Below are 19556 nucleotides of genomic sequence, written 5' to 3'. Positions count from 1 at the left end.
TGCATGTTCTTTTCGAACGACCGGCAGGGGCATGCTGATGGAACTCCAGGAGAAACAGATGAAACGGGATCTCGACCCCGCGCTCGGCGCAAACGCTGATGCTGATGCTGCGCCCAACGTCCAGCCGATGGTGCGCTTTGCCGGCGTCACTAAACGATACGGCTCACTCACCGTGCTCGATGCGCTCGATCTGGAGGTCGCCCGCAACGAGAAGGTCGCGATCATCGGCCCAAGCGGGTCAGGCAAATCCACTCTGCTGCGCGTGCTGATGACACTCGACCCGCTAAGCGACGGTCTGATCGAAGTGGAAGGCGAGCCGCTCACGCACATGCGTCGCAATGGCGCGCTGGTGCCGGCATCCGAGCGGCATGTGCGCGAAGTGCGCCGCAAGATCGGGATGGTGTTCCAGAGCTTTAACCTGTTCCCACACATGACGGCGCTGCAAAACACGATCGAGGCCCCGCTGCGGGTGCTCGGCATGTCGAAGCGTGATGCGAACGAACGTGGCCGCGAGCTGCTGTCCATGGTCGGGCTCGACGACAAGTGCAATCACTTTCCATCGCAGTTATCGGGCGGGCAACAGCAACGCGTGGCCATTGCGAGGGCGCTGGCGATGCGGCCGAAAGTGATGCTGTTCGACGAAGTGACCTCGGCACTCGATCCCGAGCTATGCGGTGAAGTGCTGAACGTGATTCGGAAGCTGGGCCACGAGCACGATCTCACCATGCTGATGGTGACTCACCAGATGGGTTTCGCGAAAGAATTCGCGGACCGCGTGTGTTTCTTTTCGCAAGGCAAGATCATTGAACAGGCGCCGCCGCAGCAGTTCTTCGGAGCACCTCAACATGAGCGCACGCAGCAGTTCCTGCGTGCTGTCCGGGAAGCGACTTAGCGTGAACTCAGTGAGTCCGGACCGATCCTGATCGACCGGTCCGGGCATCGATTGAGGGTCACGCCGATGCTGCAAAGAAGCCGAGGTAATCGAACGCGGGCGCGTCAGTCTTCACATAATGGACGCTTGTTGCTCCTACGGACGTAAGCGTGTCCACGGTCTCACGACGGTTCGACACGACCTTCCACTGCAGTACGTCCTCACCCGCGTTGCCGTTCTCGCGAGCCCGTCTCAACGCGGATATGGCCAAATCGCGAGGCGGCGAATGGACCACCAATCCCTCGTTGGACAGCGCTGCGGCATCAATGTCCAGATGGGCGCATGCTCGCGCTTTAACCGGGGCGTCGCTGACATCGGCCGCACGCGATTGAGCGATCAACGCGAACGTTTCCGGATCGACTATGCGTTGTGCTCTCATCAGAAGTGGTTTGTCCGAGGCCCACGCTTCTGGCGGACATTCCTTCTGCTCAGGCTTTAATTCGATAAACGGATTGATCTCCGCCGGATAGATCCGGCAGACAGTCGGGCGTTGCTCATACACGCCGCAACTCAGGTTCGCTTGCAAATGCGGACACGCACCCTCGAACGATGCCGCCAGGACCACGACCACCCGCACGGGCAACTCACCGCTGGAAGCGGCGAACGACCGGCGACGCTTATGCTGCGCCTGCAGGTTGCCGGCAGGCGGTTCATCAGGCCAGGGAACGGCTTCGCAGAGAAACTGAACATCGCCGCCGCGCTCAAGCCATACGAGCGCTTCGTCGACGCTCAAAGGCAGCTTGAGGTCATGGCAGCATTTGCCGCACATCGTGCATTCAAAGTTGATATCCATCTGGTGACGCTTCTCCTCGAAAGGCATCTGTAATCGTCGTCTAGCGCTGTCGCGGTGTCGGATGATAAAGGGCGACCTGTAAGCTAGTTCGGCGACTTCAGGCAACGGGTTACATTGCCGCCGGCTTTTGCTGCGCGAACCTTCCGCAACTACCCGACGAATGATCGTTCGTGTGCCTTTATCGATTGATGCGGGCCTCGTGCGTCACGCGAGACTCCGCCCGGGCAGATTCTATTCTCTTTGGCGGCACAAGAAATACTTGACCTCTGCAGACCGGCATCCTCCTGCTCCAACATGCGAGATTATTCGCCTATCAACAAGAAACTGTTCTCTCCAAACGCATTTATCTAACGCCGGTGTTTGAATAACTTAATAAACATTTCCATCCGTGGGGGAAAGTCCTCCCCCGCCTCCACGGCCAGCCCCGGATTTACCCAAGAAATCCGGGGCTTTTTTACCTGTTGTCAGCTCGATAAACTCAAAAAACATGACAGCGGCTGCCTAATATAAAACGTCGATTAAACCAGCTACGCAGTCAAACGCACTATTGGAGGAGACATGAACAAGCTCACAGCCGTTGCGCTGGCATCGGTGCTGGCTACTGGAGCCGGGGCCGCGCGTGCTCAAAGCAGCGTGACCTTGTATGGGCGGATAGACGCCGGGGTGGAGTACATGACCGGCGTACCCACGGGACAAAACCCCGTGACCGGCGCATCGACCGGAAGCAGTAGTCGCTTCAGGGCGGAAAGCGGAGATTGGGGAACGAGCCTTTGGGGCATCAAGGGCACGGAAGATCTTGGCGGAGGCACCAAGGCCGTATTCCACCTGGAAGGCGCATTCAATACCATGAATGGTCAAGGCCCTTCGAACAACGGCTTGTTCGACCGGTATGCCACGGTGGGAATTGCCAACGACCGCTTTGGCACGGTGCTGCTTGGCAAAGAGCTTTTCCTCTCGAACGGGGTCTGGGACTTCGATCCGTTTGGGCAAAGCAACTGGTCATCCGCCTCGCTCGTTCGTGGCCGCAACTGGAATCATACGAGCAACAACATCTCGTACCAGTCGCCGACCATTGCCGGCTTTGACGTCGCCGGTCAATATGCGCTGTCCAACGCGACCAACTGGAATGGCAACGGCACTACAGCCCAAGGCCGCGCGGACGCTATCCAGCTCACCTATACGCAGCCCGTTTTCCAGATCCGCGCAATCTACGACGAATGGCGCGACGCCGCTAACGGAACGTTGGACGATGTTTTCAATTTCTCTCGCGAATACTTCGGCGGCGTCAACGTGTTCTTAGGGAAATTCAAGATCCAGGCGGTCTATCAGCAATCGCATTCAAGTTCCGGCGCATTGTCGGGCGGCATCACGGTCACTAACCAGGAATGGGGCGGCGTGACGTGGCAAGCTACGAAAGCGGCCGCGCTTATTGCTGCGGTGTATCACGTCAATGCAAACAACGGCGGTGGCAATGCGACCATCTACACGGTCGGTGGCACGTACAACCTGACCAAGCGTACCCTGCTCGATTTCCAGATTGCGACCGCCCGCAACAGCACCAACGCGAACTTTGGCTTGAACGCTAATTCCTTCGGCGATACAACCAGCACCGACAATCCGCTCCCCGGTCACAGCCAGTCCGGTGCATACGCCGGGATTCAACATCTTTTCTAGCGGTTCGCCAAGCGATGCGTGCAACCGGTGCCTGGCGGTTGGCTTGATGCTGGCAAGTCTTTATCGTGGCGCCGAGCTTAGCCTTGGCGCTTGAGGGCAGCCATTTGTTAGCGTAGGCAAATGGCCCTTCACTAAACGTCGCGTCCATTCCGGTTAAGCGCATTGCGAATTCGTGTACGATCCGGTTTTAAATCCGCCTGGCTTGCCATGCTTGCGCTAAAGCTGACGCTGGTCCCATTCTTTCTTCTCGTCGTTTCCATGTCGGGTAAATGGTGGGGGCCGACTATCGCAGGATGGCTTGCAGGATTGCCCTTCGTGGCCGGGCCAATCCTGTTCCTGCTGGTCCTGGCTCACGGCCCGGTTTTCGGAGCGCATGCGGCGACCTTGTCGCTGTCCGCCATACTTGCCTCCGAGGCATTCAACTTCGCCTATGCATGGACGTGCCGGTCCCGTTCCTGGCCCGTTGCGCTAACGGCTGGATTGGCAAGCTGGCTTGTAGCAGCGATAGCCCTGGCTTCAATGCCGGCATCGCCAGCGTGGGCTATCGCGGCCGCGCTGATCGCCGTCGCGTTTGGACAAACGTTTCTGCCTCGCAGCAACGCCATCGCCCGGGCTGCACCGCTTAGCCCTAACGATCTCACTGGACGCATGATTGCCGGCGCGGCGCTAACCGTCGCGGTCACCACGCTGTCGTCTGCGCTCGGGCCCAAATGGAGCGGACTTCTTGCGGTGTTCCCGTTATTGGGGATCGTGCTTTCTGTCTCGTCTCATCGGGCGCATGGCCCTGACTTCGTGGTGTCGCTTTTGCGAGGCATGGTACTCGGCCGGTTTTCGTTTGCCGCGTTCTGCCTATGCCTTATTTTCACGCTTCCCAGACAAACGGTTTCGCTGGCATTCATTGAGGCTGCCATCCTCGCAATGGCCGTGCAATGGACCACCAAACGCCTCGCGCATGCACAACATGCACGCACGGGCGAGGCGTTGACGGTACCGGGATCGCGAGAGTGATGCAGTGGTCATGTTCTTGCTCGTAGCAGCAGGTTTAGATCCGCGCCAATCGGCCGTCGACTCCAATCTCGCCACCCGTCAGGTACAACGCATCGCTTGACGCCAGAAAGAGTACGGCCCGCGCGACTTCGTTGCTTCGCCCCAGCGTCCCATTGGCACCTGGGATTGGTACGTACTCGCACACGGAGAGTGCTATCCCGTATACGCAAGCGGCCACGCACTCCCAGGTTCAAATTGCGCTTCGCAAGGAACCGACTCCTGCATCAATTCGTCTATTGTCTTAAACAAGCAGGGAGTCAGCGTCAGTCAGCCACGAATGTCCTAGAACACGCGCCGGGCTTGACGAGCGCTTGGGTGTTATTGCGGACGATTCATGGTGGCAGAATCCGCAAAAACCCCATACCCGCTGGCTTTGCCTTGAATGCGCGTGCATCTGTGACGCCCTCACCCATCTCATGGAAAACCCCGGCACATTCATCGTCCTAGGACATCGGTTTGCGATCACACTGGGCGGTATCTTGAATCAGCAGTGGCGCTCGTGTTGCCGCTGTCTATGATTCCGGAGGAAGACAATGAGCTACGCACACTCAACGGCAAAACATACAGCTCTGCACAACCCGCCCAATCTCCTGCGTCGGGCAATTGCCGCATCGGCGTTGGGCAACGCCACCGAATGGTTCGACTATGGCATCTACGCTTACGGACTAACCTATATCTCGGCCGCCCTGTTTCCAGGCAGCACTGCCGAAGCCACCTTGTTCGCGCTCGCGACCTTCGCCATATCGTTTCTTGTGCGCCCGCTAGGCGGCCTTTTCTGGGGACCGCTGGGCGACCGGCTCGGGCGAAAATACGTGCTTGCCCTGACGATCATCATGATGTCGGTCGCCACGCTTCTCGTCGGGCTACTGCCCACCTACGCCACAATCGGCTGGTGGGCTCCTGCCCTGCTGATCGTGTTGCGCCTCGTCCAGGGTTTCTCGACCGGCGGTGAGTACGGCGGAGCGGCCACCTTCATGGCCGAGTACGCACCCGACAAAAGTCGCGGTTTCTGCGGCAGTTTCCTTGAATTCGCCACGCTGGCCGGCTTCTCGCTTGGCGCACTGCTGATGCTCGGTTGCTCCGTTTTGCTGGGCAACGACGCCATGCATGCCTGGGGATGGCGCCTGCCGTTCCTGATAGCGGCGCCGCTTGGCCTGATCGGGTTCTATCTGCGTACCAGGATGGAGGACACACCCGTATTTCTAGAATTGGAACAATCAGCCGAAAAAATGCAGCACGCGAAGGTATCGCTGAAAGAACTGCTGACCGAGTTCTGGAAGCCACTACTATTGCTGGGCGGACTGGTCGTGGCACTGAACGTAGTCAACTATGTACTGCTTGCCTACATGCCGACCTTCATGCAAAAACAGTTGGGCATGAGCGAGAATATGTCGTTACTCGTCCCGCTGATCGGCATGCTGGCCATGATGGTATTCCTGCCCTTCGCGGGCACGTTCTCTGATCGGGTCGGCCGCAAGAACGTGTGGTGGTTTTCCTTGATCGGGCTCTTTGTCGCCGCGGTGCCTATGTTCCTTCTCATGACGCACGGCACGGCTGGCGCGCTGATCGGTTTTGCAGTATTAGGTCTGCTGTATGTCCCTCAGTTAGCGAGCATCTCGGCCATGTTTCCGGCAATGTTCCCCACTCAGGTCCGCTACGCAGGCATGGCGATCGCCTATAACGTGTCCACCTCCATCTTCGGCGGGACCGCACCCATGATGAACGAATGGCTCATTGGGCGTACAGGCAACAACCTCGTTCCGGCCTACTACATGATGGCTTCATGTGCGATTGGTGCATTGGCGTTAATCTTCGTGACAGAGACCACCGGCTGTTCGCTGCGCGGGCGCGGCATTCCCGGTAAGGCATAAAAGTAATCTTGCACGGGGCACCGTCAATGCGCGGCGGCGACTGCCCTGGCTTGCTGCAATACACCCTTGGCGGCTGCGGATCGCCATGTACCCGCGTACAAGGGATTGCTTGGGCGTCCATGGCCGCGGACGCCGGCACCGGTCTTCTCTGGAGGAGAGTGCATCATGCGTATCGGTCTGCCGAAAGAAATCAAGAACCATGAATATCGGGTGGGGCTGACGCCCGCGGGCGTTCGCGAGCTGGTGTCTCACGGGCACGAAGTTGTCGTCCAGACGGCGGCGGGAGCGGAGATCGGTTTATCGGATGATGCCTACAAGGCTGCGGGCGCCGCCGTGGTCGACACCGCGCAGGAGGTCTTCGAGCGCGCGGAGATGATCATCAAGGTGAAGGAGCCCCAACCCGCCGAATGCGCAATGCTGCGTGCAGGGCAGATTCTCTACACATACCTGCATCTTGCACCTGACCCGGAGCAAACACGTGCCTTGATCGACTCCAAGGCCGTCTGCATTGCTTACGAAACAATCACCGGTCCAGGCGGCGGCTTGCCGTTGCTCGCGCCCATGAGCGAAGTCGCCGGCCGCATGTCGATCCAGGCAGGCGCGGCGCATCTGGAGAAATCGAAGGGAGGGATGGCGTTGCTGCTCGGCGGTGTTCCCGGCGTGGCCCCGGGACATGTGGTGATCATTGGCGCAGGCGTGGTCGGGACCAACGCGTTGCAGATTGCAGTGGGCATGGGCGCCCGCGTGACAATAATCGATAAGAACCTCGAACGTCTGCGCGCACTGGACGTAATCTACGGCAACCGCGTCACCACGTTATGTTCGAACGTGCAGACGATCGAGGATTCAGCGCACGCCGCCGATCTCCTGATTGGCGGTGTGCTTATCCCCGGTGCTGCCGCGCCGAAGCTCGTGACCCGCGACATGATTTCGCGTATGAAGCCGGGCGCCGTTGTTGTCGATGTCGCCATCGATCAGGGCGGTTGCTTCGAGACGTCCCGGCCCACGACGCATACCGACCCGACTTTCATCGTGGACAATGTCGTGCATTACTGCGTCGCCAACATGCCGGGCGCGGTTGCGCGAACCTCGACGTTCGCGCTCACGAACGCGACGATCGGGCACGCACTGGCGATCGCGGACAAGGGCTGGCGGCGCGCGTTATCTAACGATCCGCATCTTCGGGCCGGCTTGAACGTGTGCGAGGGAAACGTCACCTACAAGGCGGTTGCACGCGACCTCGGGTTTGCCTACGTGCCGGCCGAAAGCCTGCTTACCTGAGCCGGAACCGGAACCATAAAAGCCAATGCCTCGCGTGCAACCGCGAGGCATTGGCTTTTTGATGGGCCGCTGAAGTCGCCAGCGGCCCGTCAGGCGTGGTTAATATCACGCCGTGGTTACATCACAACCCTTACTGACCCGTGTACCCGACCGGGACCGTGGAGTTGGCCTTGGCAACCGTTGCATTGCTCGAGACGATGTATTGCGGAACTTCCGTCAGCGTCAGCGTCACTTTGCCGTTGGTATAGGGCACCGTGCTCACATTGCCGTAACCATCGATCTCCGTCACGTTACCCGATGCACCGGCAGCGTCCACCTGAAGCGAGTAGCTGGTCGAGTAGGTCTGGCTATAAAGTCCGCCAGATGCCGGCCACTGCGCATTGCTGTGTGCCCACAGGGCCGTCACGACCTTGCCGTTACCGAGTTGCTGGAACGCATAGGCGTATGTTCCGGCGGGAGTACCCGTTACGCGGCCGAGCGTATTGGTACCGTCAAGCACCCGGGTCATCGCGGCGAATGCAAGTGCTTCGGGCTTGGGTGACAAGTTCGATGCACCATACGCACCCTGAGCGTCGTTCAGGTCGAAGAACGTGCCATAACCCACTTCGCCAGGATAGTCCGCGCCATAGAAGAGCGTGGACATTTGCGCGCCGCCACCGAGCGTAATGATGTGGGAGCGCACGCCGACGGCAGCTTGAGCAAACAACTGATTCTGCGACGGTGACGTAGGTCCGTAGTTGATGCCCGGATCGTAGCTGGTACCCGCTTCGGTGACGAACAGTTTCATGTTCGGCTTGCCAGCCTGCATGACGGCACGCAACTGAGTCATCAGGTTGTCGAGCGCGTTGGCCTGGTTAGCCGGGTTCGGGTCCGAGTCCTGCAATTCAGGCGGATGTGACGGATAAGTACCGGCATTCCAGTAGCCATGCGTCGATACCGCGTCAATGTAGTTCCACAAGCCGAGCGCACCGAAGGTCTGCAGGTAGCCGGTCGTGCAAGTGTCGCAATTGGCCGGGAACGGGTTGGTGGGACCCATCACAATGGCGTTCGGATCAGTCGAGTGCAAGCCCAGATAAGCGGCCTTGTACATGGCGACAAAGTTCGCGTTAGTGTCTGCCCATCCGAGGCTTGGCTCCCAGGTCACCTGGTAGTAATTGTTCTGCTGGTTCGGATAATTGGCGGCGCGGATCAAGCTCGTGTCAGTACCCACGCGGCCCATGAAGTTCTGGAACTCGGTCATGTTCGACGGCGCGTAGTAGCTGTCGTTGAACTGACCCGTCTTCGAATCCCATGCCGGCAGTCCGTCAAGACGCACAATGCGCATCTGGTCGGGGTTGGCCTTGTAGAACGGGTCCAGGTCGCTGACGCTCGGCGTATAGGTGTTGGGGCCATTCGGCTCCATGGCCGACACTTCTCGGTCGTCGATCGTCCAGGAAATTCCCAGATCGTGCAACGCGGCAATGTTGTCGTTGAAGCCCTGCATACCGAACCGATGCTGGTCCTGGTGTGCATACGTCACCGTGCCAAGGACGGACGTGAGATTAGGCAACACGCCAAACGTGGCAATGCCCATCGGGCGCGTGCCCATGTTCGGCAGCGTGCCGCCATTGGATTGCAGCGTGGCCGTGATCGAGCCATAGCCGGACCATGTTGACTTGCACGACATCGTGGCGGTCTGCACGCCGGACTTCACGGCGAAGCTACCCTGCGTCTTGATCGCGCCGTTCGCGTCGGCGACGGACCAGATGACCGTGTCCGCGTTCGGCGAGTTGGTCGTGACCGCTATGTTGAATGCCGTGTTATTCGGAAAAATGCGCATGCCGTCGGTTGTCGGCGTGTCAGCGCTGATCAATCCATTCGCGGTGCCACCTGACGTTTGTGTAGGCGAGCCGCACGAGATGGCCGAAGCACCTGGAGTCGGCGTGGTAGCCGGTGGCGTCGTGGCGGGTGGCGTTGTCACCGGCGGAGTCGTAACCGGCGGTGTGGTAACGGGCGGAGTGGTGACCGGGGGCGTGGTGACGGGCGGAGTCGTGACAGGAGGCGTGGTCACGGGCGGAGTGGTGACCGGCGGAGTCGTGGTGGTGGATGCGAGGCTGACCCAGCACGATTTTCCATATCCGTAAGCGGGATCAGTCTGCGAGACAGCGCCGACATAACAGCCGACCCCGTTCGTGAACGTACGCGGGGCAGTCAGCATGGTGGTCGGCGAGTTCGGCGGAACCGAGCCAAACACCACCGATCCCTTGCCGGAAAACGTACAGTTGTCGTTCTCACTCCCGCAGAACGTGTATTTCACGCCACTGACAGTGATACTGCTGCTTTGCGCCTGGGCGTTACCGACACCAAACATAGCCAGTGTTGTCGCGACAGAAATAGGAAGTAGTCTTAAATATTTCATCATAGTCCCTGTTGTACTGCTACAAGTATTCGCATCCCCCGAGGATCGACAAGATCAACCGACGTCGTCTCGCGTTCGCGTTTTTTGTGGAGCTAAGAGATTTGACCGGGGGATGCTGCTGATCCCTGCCTTACAGCAGGAACGGCGCCCTTCGACATGTCAATGCCGACCGCGCGTTTGACTCAACGGGTCCCGGCCGACCAAGGCTCTCGTGCATGGAAAGCCTGTCAATTACATGAAATAGCGCTTCATATAGTTTGTCATCCTAATAAATGGCGAATTTATCCCGCCTGTCTTGATAAGGTCACAAAAACAGGAAACTGGGCTTCTCTTCGAGGAATCCGGCCAGGCTAGATCATCCTGCTGTCACATGTCCGACGGCGGCTGGGCCGCACGCGCGATCATCCCCCGCCCGGAGGTTTCATCAACCTCTGCGGAACGGACGACAAAACGGACGTCAGTCGCCACACGTTGCGTTGTCAGCAACGCAACGACTATTGATTTCGCTCAAGTCGTTTGCACACCTATTTATACAAATTGTAAAATCACTTCCATATCATCGAAAAACGCACAGCCCCGACAGATAACAGCGTGCCTGATCGCCAATTCGTGCTTCAACTCACCTCTTTCGGCCGCCCTGTCGTCCCGCGCGCATGACTGCTCACAGAACGCTGACCGCGCGCCCTGACCGAAGACGTCATGCCGTTGAAACAACTAGTTATCTGCGGCAAGCTGCGTCAATACTGCACCGCAATATCAATTCACGGCGCGTGCGCGCAGCCTTCGCGCGTTGAAAGCAGCAATCAATTCCATATGGCGTAAATGCTGCTGATATGGAAATCATCTTGCGGTGATCTGGTATTAGTTACAGTCCACTTTGGATGGACGAATTATATTCGCAAAAAAACGTTTCATCTCTGTAACGCTCGCGAAGACTTGGAAATAAGTAATAGTTTCTCACACGCAATGTGAGGAACGGTCGCTATCCTAGAAGAGGCGGAAACACAGAATTTTCTTCTCAATTCATCGTGCATACACGAACGAATGATTATTTAACTAATCGGAATCGTATGACGTTACCTTTTGTTAATATTATGGGTAAATATAACCGAATTGTCTCGCTTGATTAATCTTAAAAAATGAATGCGGCGCGATATATTCATTACATTAATTAAAGCTTACTATCTTCTTTCGAATTTAATGTGATTTTTGGAAGACGAAAAACGCAACAACAACGTATTTTGCTGCACTGCATAAACCACTGTTTTCCGATCCGGTTTTATTTCAAGCGCATCTTCTGCTGGAGCAATGTCTTTACTTCAGGCCACTCGGAATCGATGATGCTGAACCGCACAGAGTTGCGCTTGCGGCCGTCGGGCATGATGCGCTCGTGCCGGACAATGCCTTCCTGCTTCGCGCCAATGCGCAGGATCGCCGCCCGGGATTTTTCGTTTAGTTCGTCTGTTGTGAATTGAACGCGCACAGCGTTCATGGATTCGAACGCGTAGCTCAGAAGAAGGTACTTCGCTTCAGTATTGACACCCGAGCGTTGCACCGAGGCACTCAGCCACGAGTGGCCAATTTCAAGCTTTCTATTAACGCGATCGATCTTCCAGAACCGGGTGCTGCCCACCACCTGCCCAGTCTCTCGCTTGACGATAACAAACGGCATCACCGTCCCGGCCTGCTGACCTGCCAGCGCTGTGGCAATGTATTGCCCGGTGGTCTGGGGACCGGGAACGACCGTCACCTTCATGGTCCACAATTCACCATCTGACGCGGCGGCGACCAGCGCCTCCTGATGCGATGACTGCAGAGGACGAAGTTCGATGGTGGGGCCGGTCAGCGTGGGTTGAATATCATGGGAAGCGTCAAGGATCATGGCCAGTTACTTTGCTTTTGAGGGCCTCAATCATAAGTCAAACCCGGACAACAGATTCCGCGGTTTGGAGCAGTTACGAAACGCCGCTCAAGGTCGGGGATGGCTCCTCGACGCCTGATTGCCCACTCCCTCTTCCTACTACCAAAACCTCTTGGAATCAGGGCCGGTCTTGCGTTTTCCGCATCCAGTCCACAATGTCGTCGACTACCTTTTCTTCTATTCCATAGTAGCCATGCGGGGTCAGGGAGCCGCAATCATCCTGGGTACGTTGCGTGCCACCGCTAACGGTCAGGACTGCTGCTGGGGCGTGGCGAATCGATTGCGCAATTGACTGCGCCATCGACGGCGGTGCGACCTTGCATCTGTCATCCACGTTTGCAACAACAAGCGAAGGCACGCGGACATTGTCAGGATGTGCATCAAAAACTGTTTCATGCGAGCCGCCGAGAATGGACACGGACTCGGTCAGGATCAGGCCAGAAAGCTGCGTTCCTCCGGCGTGCGATGCGGCGTTCATGGCAGCAATGGAACCTTGGCTGGTACCAAGTACCCATACAGGGACATTAGCCTGCCTATGTGCAAACTCAATGATCTTTTTCGTTACTTCCGCGTATGCAGTGGTACTGCGCTGCCCTCGCATGGACTGGTGATCCAGCGCATCGACAAGCACGATGCCATAACCCCGGTCACGCCAGAGATCGTCCGAGCGCACGACGAAATTCTTCGCATTCTTGACCTCTCCGCTCTTCTCGATGTCGATCTCGCCAGTGCCGCCCGGAAACATCACGATGATGCCTTTTGTTTCGCGTCTGGCAGCGGTGTACAAGACACGCTGGAAACCTCCGCCTTGCAAAGGCAAGTCTTCTACAACGCCCTCACCGGCCGACGAACCCTCCACGGACTGGACACTGTCCGGCGATACGTGATGCAGCGCTATTTCACGTCCGAAGGCGTGGGTGCCGGAAACAGAGCAAATGGCTGCAAGCGACATGCGCAATAGAAGGCGATACGGCATAGGTTGAAACATTCAACGCTCCTGTCAGGCTAAGCAGCCCAAGTGAATCTGCCGACTTGATCGACCAGAAAAGCGCACAGAGTACAAAGCGTTGATCGGAATGTAAAATATATTCTAATGGCTACTGCCATACTAATTTCATATGCCTGCGTGAATCAGGATTCGCGCCTGGCCAGCATCGGCTTATCTAGCCGACCTCATGGTCCACCGCAGCGCCTCTTGCTCAAACACTAACTTCCAATGCTTACACCCGACTCCTCGTTCAGCCTCCTCCGTTAGCGATATTTCGTTCATAGTCCGAACGAATTCACCCGCGGCACTCTCCCGAGGTCAAGTGGTCGTTCAATCAGGACAGCATCAAAAGCAATGTCTTGTTACCTCGCAAACGTTTGCATTTCGGCCTTTGATCAATCCGCCGATTCGCAGGCTGGATAAGGCTTTGCAACCTCAGCATCGATACGAAGTTTTTTTAAACCCGATGACTTTTTTACGGATTATTACGATATATTACGACCGCTACAGAATGTTTACGTACTGCCTGGGAGCAGCGAACAGATGAAAGCATTGCGAATACTACATAGCGAGTCGTCCCGGGGTTGGGGCGGCCAGGAACACAGGACGCTCAAGGAAATGATCGTATTGCGCGGCCGGGGCCACGCTGTGGAAGTCGTCTGCCCTGTCGATGCCCGCCTTGGGGTGCGCGCGAGAGAGGAAGGTTTCTCCGTCCACCACGCGAGGATGAAAGGCGGCGCGGACGTCTCGTCCATGCTGACGATCAAGGCGCTGCTGAAACGCGGCAACTTCGACGTTCTCAACACGCATAGCGGCCACGACAGCATTGTCGCAGGCACGGCAGGCCGGCTTGCCGGCACACCGCTCGTGGTTCGCACGCGCCACCTCGCTTTGCCCATCAGTTCGCTTGCCACCTACACGTGGATTCCGCATCGCGTCATTGCAGTGAGCCGCCATGTGCGCGAGTACCTGATTTCAGCGGGTGTATCGAAGAGCCGCGTTGAAACTATCTACGACGGCATCGTCAAGCCCCCGGCCCTTTCGCATTCCACGTTGCGCAGTGAACTTGGGCTCGGAGCAGACGCGATCATCGCTGGCATGGTTGCGATCGTGCGCGATAAGAAGGGCCACGAAGATCTGATCGATGCGGTGCGGCCCATGCTCGCCGAACGTCCGAACCTGCACGTCGTGATGGCTGGTGACGGACCGTGGTTCGACAAGATCAAGAATATCGTCGACGGTCTCGGGCTTAGCGATCGTGTCCATCTACTAGGCTTTCGCACCGACATTCCAAATGTGCTGCGGGGCTGCGATTTGTTCGTACTGCCAACGCATCAGGAAGCATTGGGGCAGTCCTATATAGAAGCTATGGCAGCAGGGTTGCCGGTCATCGGTACGGACGTCGATGGCGTGCCGGAACTGATCACGCACGGCGTGAACGGCCTGCTTGTGCCGCCGCACGACATTGAAGCGCTGCGGGCGGCCATCGCCCGCCTGATCGATAACCCGAGACTGCGCGTGCAACTCGGCGTTGCAGGGCGCCTCCTGACCGATGCCAGCTTTACGGTCGACGGCATGGCTGACGAAACCATCGACTTCTATGAACGCGGCCTCAGCGAACGGCGGCTTAACGCGTGAGAGGGCAAGGGAAAGCGCAAGCACATGCGGTGCCCGTACTGATGTATCACCACATTAGTACGTCGCCGGGAATGATCACAGTCTCGCCCGATCGCTTTGCGGCTCAGATGGCCTATCTCGCGCAGGCGGGTTACCAGACCGTGGGCGCCGCGCAATTAAGTGCGTACCTGGCCGGCGGATCGTTGCCGGCGAAGTCGATCGTGCTGACCTTCGACGACGGTTATCTCGACAACTGGGTGCACGCTCATCCTGTACTACAACGGCATGGTTTTACCGCCCTGTGCTTTCTGGTCACCAGTTGGCCCGGCGACGGCGCGCCACGCGTTCACGCGCACTCGGGCGGCGAACTGCCTGAGTTGCTGGGTCATAGCGAAGGCGACCTGGCCATCCAGAAGGGCGAAACTGATCGCGCCATCCTGCGATGGTCCGAGATCGATGCAATGCGTCGCGCGGGGACGTTCGAATTTCACAGCCACACGCACAGCCATGTGCGCTGGGACAAGGTGGCGCGCAACCGCGAAGAGAAACGTGCTGCGTTGAGACGCGACCTCCTCGCTGCGCGCGCAGCACTCGAGACACGCATGGGCGAAGCCTCTGACCACTTGTGCTGGCCTCAAGGCTTCTACGACGACGACTACCGGCAAGTCGCTCGCGAGACCGGTTTTAGGCACTTCTACACGTGCGAGATGGGCCCCAACATTCGCGGGGCTAAAGAAGCCGGCGAACGATCGATATATAGGCTGGAGGTGCGGGACCGGCCGCCGTCTTGGCTTGCATCAAGATTGTGGGTGCATAGCCGGCCGGCCCTGAGCCGTGCGTATCTTGCGGTGAAGCGGTGATGCGAAGAGTTGGCGTAAAGCGGTGATGGATTGATCCGTCGCTTCGTGCGACAGCTTTGCTTCAAGAGAGTGACCAAGCGATTTCGCGGCGTGCATCGCCATGAGGCATGTCTCCCCATCGCTTGATGGATTCCGTGCCGGGAATTGCTAGAATCGCGGCTCACACGCAACGTGGCCGCCCCCTCATGAAAAATTACAGCCGCCCGCCGTCAGGCGCTCTATCGCTGGTGCTCGCCATCATGGTGCTTGGGTCAACACCGGCTCGCGCCGCTGGCGACCCGGTTGAAACAATCGTCATGGTTCGGCACGGGGAGAAGCCCGCCGCCGGCCTCGGTCAGCTAAGTTGCCAGGGCCTGAATCGTGCGCTCGCGTTGCCGCGGGTCATTGAACGCAAATACGGCAAACCAGATTTCATTTTTGCGCCTGATCCGGCTAAGCAAAAGAACGATAGAGGCACCAAGTACGACTACGTCCGCCCGCTAGCGACAATCGAACCCACTGCCATTTATTTTGGTCTGCCGGTGAACGCATCGATTGGATTTACCAGGACCGACGACCTGCATGCGACCCTGCTGGCACCCCAATACAAAAGCAGCCTGGTGGTGGTCGCTTGGGAACATACGATTATTGAGGCGCTTGCCCGCAAGATAGTCAGCGACGCAGGCGGCGATGCGGCGAGCGTGCCTCAGTGGGCGAGCACAGATTACGACAGCATTTATGTGCTGCGGATTACGCAAGGCGCGGACAAGGTCGAGGCGGCCTTTAGCGTTGAACACGAGGACCTGAACCATCGCGCCGTGACGTGTCCGGGCGCCTAATTAACGTCCAAGCCAAGTAACGAATCAGGCATACCGGCTTAGATGTTCAGGAACCCGAGAATCGACACCCCGATCCCTGCGACACCCGCCAGGCCGGCGACAACAAACAGCTTGCGGCTACCCGTGAGCGATGTAATTGCCGCAAGCGAAATGGCGACGTTGATCAACGCGAGCGCCTGACCGAACATGTGTTGCGGATGTTCCTTGCGCTCGGATTGCAGGTTGGCTTGTTCCACCTGCTTTTCCATGTCGTGCGCCTTGGCCTGGATCTCTGTTTTTCGAAGCTCGTATTTGGCGATCTGGTCGCGGTAGTACGCCTGCTTGTTCGGACCGGACAATTCAGCGGCAAGCTCCATCAGATGCCCCTTGCTGGATTGCGCCTGATACAGATTCCATTCATCGCTGGTTTTGCTTTGCAGCAGCACGGCGTCGTTCTTGAACAGCAGGGACTGCGTTTGCAAGACCCCTTCCTCGTAGTGCAAGAGGCCCGAGAGCGCCGCGAGAATGGCGGTGAATACAGCAACCCAGCGGGATAACGGATCACCCGAATGCGCTGCATGTTCAACTGCATGCTCGTGAGGGGCGTTTTCATTCGACATGGATCAGGTCTCCATCGTTAAGACTGGTTATTCGCGTGGCAAAGGGGATTTAGCGTCCGATCCCACCAGGCAAGGACGATCGTCTTGCCAAGAAATCGGGATTATCGCAGTGCTTGGCTAGTCGACAAAAAATGCTTGGGCGCTGGGAGCCCAAAGACAGGCCAATATGTTCGCACCTGGTGTTATCTACATGCCCTCGCTGGCTCCATGTCTGTTAATGAACGCACTTAGCGGCTAGCGCGGTTGGCGATACTAACCAAAGACATGCCGGGGGCAAAACGCGGGCCGCAATTGGCACCGGCTCCGGCTCCGGCTCAACATGCGCCCTGCGGCGCGCAGCCGGTCGCACTCGCGGAACGAGTAGACCGGCTGCCAAGCCCTCAACGCATCACAAGCTTACTTCGGTTGTTCGTCGTGATGCTCACCACCCTTGGCTGCTGGCGGATGCGCTTCCGGACGCGGATGCTGCGGTTCTTCGCGACGCGCTTCTTGCTGGACCGGCTGATGCTGAGGCTGGGGCCTTTCCACATGCGACACCGGCGGCTCAACCGGACGCGCGTGCTGCACTTCGTGCTCCTCTGGACGAGGCGCGGCTTCCGGCGCGGCGTGCTGTTGCTGAACGTTCGGCGCGTGCATGGCTTGCTCGTGCCGGGGGGCTTGCGGCTCGTTCTGAGCCGGACGTTCGGCATGGACTGCGGGCTCGTGGTTCTCTACCGACGGCCGTGGCGCACCATTTTCAGTGGCTACAGGTGCTCGCTGCTGCATGGGTTCCGCGGGATGCGCCCCCTGCGGCGGTCGCGCTTCTTCGCGCGGCGCATTCGCTTCAAGGTTCCTGGCTGGCGTGCCTTGCGCACTCGGCGTGCCTTGCGCACCAACAGGACGTGCTTGCGCCCGGTTCACCAGCCGATAGCCTTGCGGCGACGGCGCTGCAGACGCACCCCGGTTCAACGGACGCGCGAAGGCCGCGGGTACTGTCGTTCGCACGATCGGCTCACCCGCGCCGGCAACGCGGGCTCCGCTGCTGGCGAAGTGTTGTGCGAGCGTGTCCCGGTATGCCGCAGGAACAACCGGTGCGCGCGTAGCGACCACTTGACGTTGCATGGCCATCGCGGGCGCACCTGCAGAAGCGGGTCGCATCCCGCCCGTGAAGCTGCCTCGTACCGGTGCAATACCGGGCATGCCTGCCCCGATCTGCGCGCCGCTAATTTGTTGCGCCGTCAACCTGCGCGATGCCTGCGCCACCTGCTGGCCCTGCACGAACGTGTTGGCCGGCACAGCCGTGATAGCACCAGGCACACGCTGGTTGATATAGGTGTTGTGCACGTTCGTGATGTTGTTAACGATGGTCGTGTTGTGCACATTCGTGATGTTCACGTTGTTGACCCGGTTGTAATAGCTTGGGCTATAACCCGAGCCCGGGTGCCACGGTTCGTGCGGCCCCAATGCAAACCAGGCTACCCCCACGCCCACGGCGCCGCCAATGGCGAGGTCAACACCCCAATGCGAACCGCCTCCGCCGCCAACGAACGCTACCAGTGCCGGTGCATACACCGGCTGCGCGACAACCACCGGTCCCGGCACCCACGCCCAGGCATTACCCAGATACGCCCAGCGACCATAGTGGAAAGGTGCGAAGCCCCAGGGTGCATCGTCTATCCAGGTCCAGCCCCACGGCGCAATCCACGTCCAATGGCCTTGGTGATAAGGCGCCCATTGCGCGGTGACCGCGACGGTCGGAACCCACACTTCACCGTAGTTCGGGTCACTGCGCCACGTACCGTTCGCATCCAGGTCTTCGTAACCCGGAATCTCTCGCGAGACATATCGTGCGGAGGCCGAAGCATCTTCCGCGCGGTCGCGGCTAATGACCCATTGGTCGAAAGCATCGGGAGCGGGCGCGGGTCCACCTGCCTGCTGCTGGAGATTCACGCCGATAAACTTGATCTGCTGGCCGGCGGTCATTTGAAATACACCGCCGTCGCCATAAAGATTAGCGGTGCCGCTTCGCAGCGTCACGGTGGTCGAGTTACCGTCAGGGGCGACGTCTACACGAAATTCGCCCGGGCTTGACGCCTGCATCGCGACGTTCGGCGTGTCTATTTCAACAGTCTGTCCAGCAGGCAATGCCCTCACACGGGTGGAGAGTACGCCCTGCGTGACCTTCAGCTGGAGGTTTTTGTCGTCTATATCGACAATGCTCAAGGCCGTCTGCTGGCTCAGCCGCAGCGCAGTCGAGCCAACATGCAGTTCGCCTCGGGCACCACTGTCTACCCACAACTGATCGCCGGTGGTGAGCGGCCGATTCAATTCAGCATAAGCCCAGTCGGTTGCACCGGCCGGTTCCATGGTCACGCTGCCGTCGAAGTAGTTAAGACGGGCGACGCGGCCCGGCGGATCGATTGCAGCTGCTGCGGTCGCTGTGGGTGACGGGACGGATTGAGCCCATCCTGGCGGGACCACCGCTAACAACGCAATGGCAGAAAGTACGGCTGCATGGGTGCGGCGCAAGCTTACCTTCATGGGTACGACCTCCGGTAGTTTTCAGTTTGTCAGGTTAGCTTCGACCTAAGACACGCACTGTCTAACGCAGGTTTGCCACCGGTGGATGACATACTTCACATTACATACATTCCGTTGCAAACGATGACTGACACTTACAAAGAATGAATGGCGGACTTAAGACGCAACGGTTATCGACCATAAATAAGCTGGACTGCTAAAGCCCTTATTCATTTTTGTAAGGGCAGGCATACGCAAT

14 protein-coding genes are annotated in these 19556 nt (G+C 58.4%); 8 read left to right on the top strand and 6 right to left on the bottom strand.

The genetic code is table 11. From position 1 onward, the window contains the following. Nucleotides 1–58 precede the first annotated feature (58 nt). Nucleotides 59–892: an ectoine/hydroxyectoine ABC transporter ATP-binding protein EhuA gene (gene ehuA, locus SBC1_RS24460; RefSeq protein ID WP_241202203.1), complete on the top strand. Its 834-nt coding sequence runs from the start codon at nucleotides 59–61 to the stop codon at nucleotides 890–892. Between the two features lie 58 nt (nucleotides 893–950). Here the strand turns inward: ehuA and SBC1_RS24455 are convergent, their stop codons facing one another. After that, on the bottom strand, nucleotides 951–1724 hold the full coding sequence (locus tag SBC1_RS24455) for a YkgJ family cysteine cluster protein (RefSeq protein ID WP_165094491.1): 774 nt from the start codon (nucleotides 1722–1724) through the stop codon (nucleotides 951–953). A 558-nt stretch (nucleotides 1725–2282) separates the two neighbouring features. Between SBC1_RS24455 and SBC1_RS24450 the strand changes: the two genes are divergently transcribed. The 4 genes from SBC1_RS24450 to ald all read left to right on the top strand — a co-directional run bounded on the left by SBC1_RS24450 (nucleotide 2283) and on the right by ald (nucleotide 7597). After that, entirely contained in the window at nucleotides 2283–3398 is a 1116-nt protein-coding gene (locus tag SBC1_RS24450) for a porin (RefSeq protein ID WP_165094499.1), read from the top strand. A 207-nt stretch (nucleotides 3399–3605) separates the two neighbouring features. Continuing rightward, on the top strand, nucleotides 3606–4406 hold the full coding sequence (locus tag SBC1_RS24445; RefSeq protein WP_165094502.1) for a hypothetical protein: 801 nt from the start codon (nucleotides 3606–3608) through the stop codon (nucleotides 4404–4406). Nucleotides 4407–4978: 572 nt separating this feature from the next. Further along, nucleotides 4979–6316 (top strand): MFS transporter, encoded by a 1338-nt coding sequence (locus SBC1_RS24440; protein WP_165094505.1) that lies wholly within the window; start codon nucleotides 4979–4981, stop codon nucleotides 6314–6316. A gap of 165 nt (nucleotides 6317–6481) precedes the next feature. Further along, nucleotides 6482–7597: an alanine dehydrogenase gene (gene ald / locus SBC1_RS24435; RefSeq protein WP_165094512.1), complete on the top strand. Its 1116-nt coding sequence runs from the start codon at nucleotides 6482–6484 to the stop codon at nucleotides 7595–7597. A gap of 130 nt (nucleotides 7598–7727) precedes the next feature. Here the strand turns inward: ald and SBC1_RS24430 are convergent, their stop codons facing one another. The 3 genes from SBC1_RS24430 to SBC1_RS24420 form a co-directional block, all read right to left on the bottom strand. Further along, nucleotides 7728–9998 (bottom strand): hypothetical protein, encoded by a 2271-nt coding sequence (locus SBC1_RS24430; protein ID WP_165094515.1) that lies wholly within the window; start codon nucleotides 9996–9998, stop codon nucleotides 7728–7730. A 1276-nt stretch (nucleotides 9999–11274) separates the two neighbouring features. After that, a complete protein-coding gene (locus SBC1_RS24425) occupies nucleotides 11275–11877 on the bottom strand; it encodes a GNAT family N-acetyltransferase (RefSeq protein WP_165094518.1) in 603 nt (200 codons plus the stop codon). Between the two features lie 157 nt (nucleotides 11878–12034). Continuing rightward, the gene (locus SBC1_RS24420) at nucleotides 12035–12904 is read right to left on the bottom strand and encodes an alpha/beta hydrolase (protein ID WP_241202206.1); all 870 of its coding nucleotides are present in this window, start codon (nucleotides 12902–12904) and stop codon (nucleotides 12035–12037) included. A gap of 543 nt (nucleotides 12905–13447) precedes the next feature. On the opposite strand from SBC1_RS24420, the gene SBC1_RS24415 reads away from it, so the two are divergent. The 3 genes from SBC1_RS24415 (at nucleotide 13448) to SBC1_RS24405 (ending at nucleotide 16199) form a co-directional block, all read left to right on the top strand. Beyond that, a complete protein-coding gene (locus tag SBC1_RS24415; protein WP_165094522.1) occupies nucleotides 13448–14542 on the top strand; it encodes a glycosyltransferase family 4 protein in 1095 nt (364 codons plus the stop codon). A gap of 41 nt (nucleotides 14543–14583) precedes the next feature. Then, complete coding sequence (locus SBC1_RS24410; RefSeq protein ID WP_165094528.1) at nucleotides 14584–15381, top strand: polysaccharide deacetylase family protein; 798 nt, start codon at nucleotides 14584–14586, stop codon at nucleotides 15379–15381. A gap of 185 nt (nucleotides 15382–15566) precedes the next feature. Beyond that, on the top strand, nucleotides 15567–16199 hold the full coding sequence (locus SBC1_RS24405; protein ID WP_165094531.1) for a hypothetical protein: 633 nt from the start codon (nucleotides 15567–15569) through the stop codon (nucleotides 16197–16199). A gap of 38 nt (nucleotides 16200–16237) precedes the next feature. Here the strand turns inward: SBC1_RS24405 and SBC1_RS24400 are convergent, their stop codons facing one another. After that, nucleotides 16238–16798 (bottom strand): DUF4337 domain-containing protein, encoded by a 561-nt coding sequence (locus tag SBC1_RS24400; RefSeq protein ID WP_165094536.1) that lies wholly within the window; start codon nucleotides 16796–16798, stop codon nucleotides 16238–16240. A gap of 396 nt (nucleotides 16799–17194) precedes the next feature. After that, a complete protein-coding gene (locus tag SBC1_RS24395; RefSeq protein ID WP_165094540.1) occupies nucleotides 17195–19318 on the bottom strand; it encodes a DUF6600 domain-containing protein in 2124 nt (707 codons plus the stop codon). Nucleotides 19319–19556: the final 238 nt, after the last annotated feature.

The sequence above is a fragment of the Caballeronia sp. SBC1 genome, assembly GCF_011493005.1.
In the GTDB taxonomy this organism is placed as follows: Bacteria; Pseudomonadota; Gammaproteobacteria; order Burkholderiales; family Burkholderiaceae; genus Caballeronia.
The sequence above is the reverse complement of the archived record's forward strand: the minus strand, read 5'-3'. Positions and strand labels throughout refer to the sequence as shown.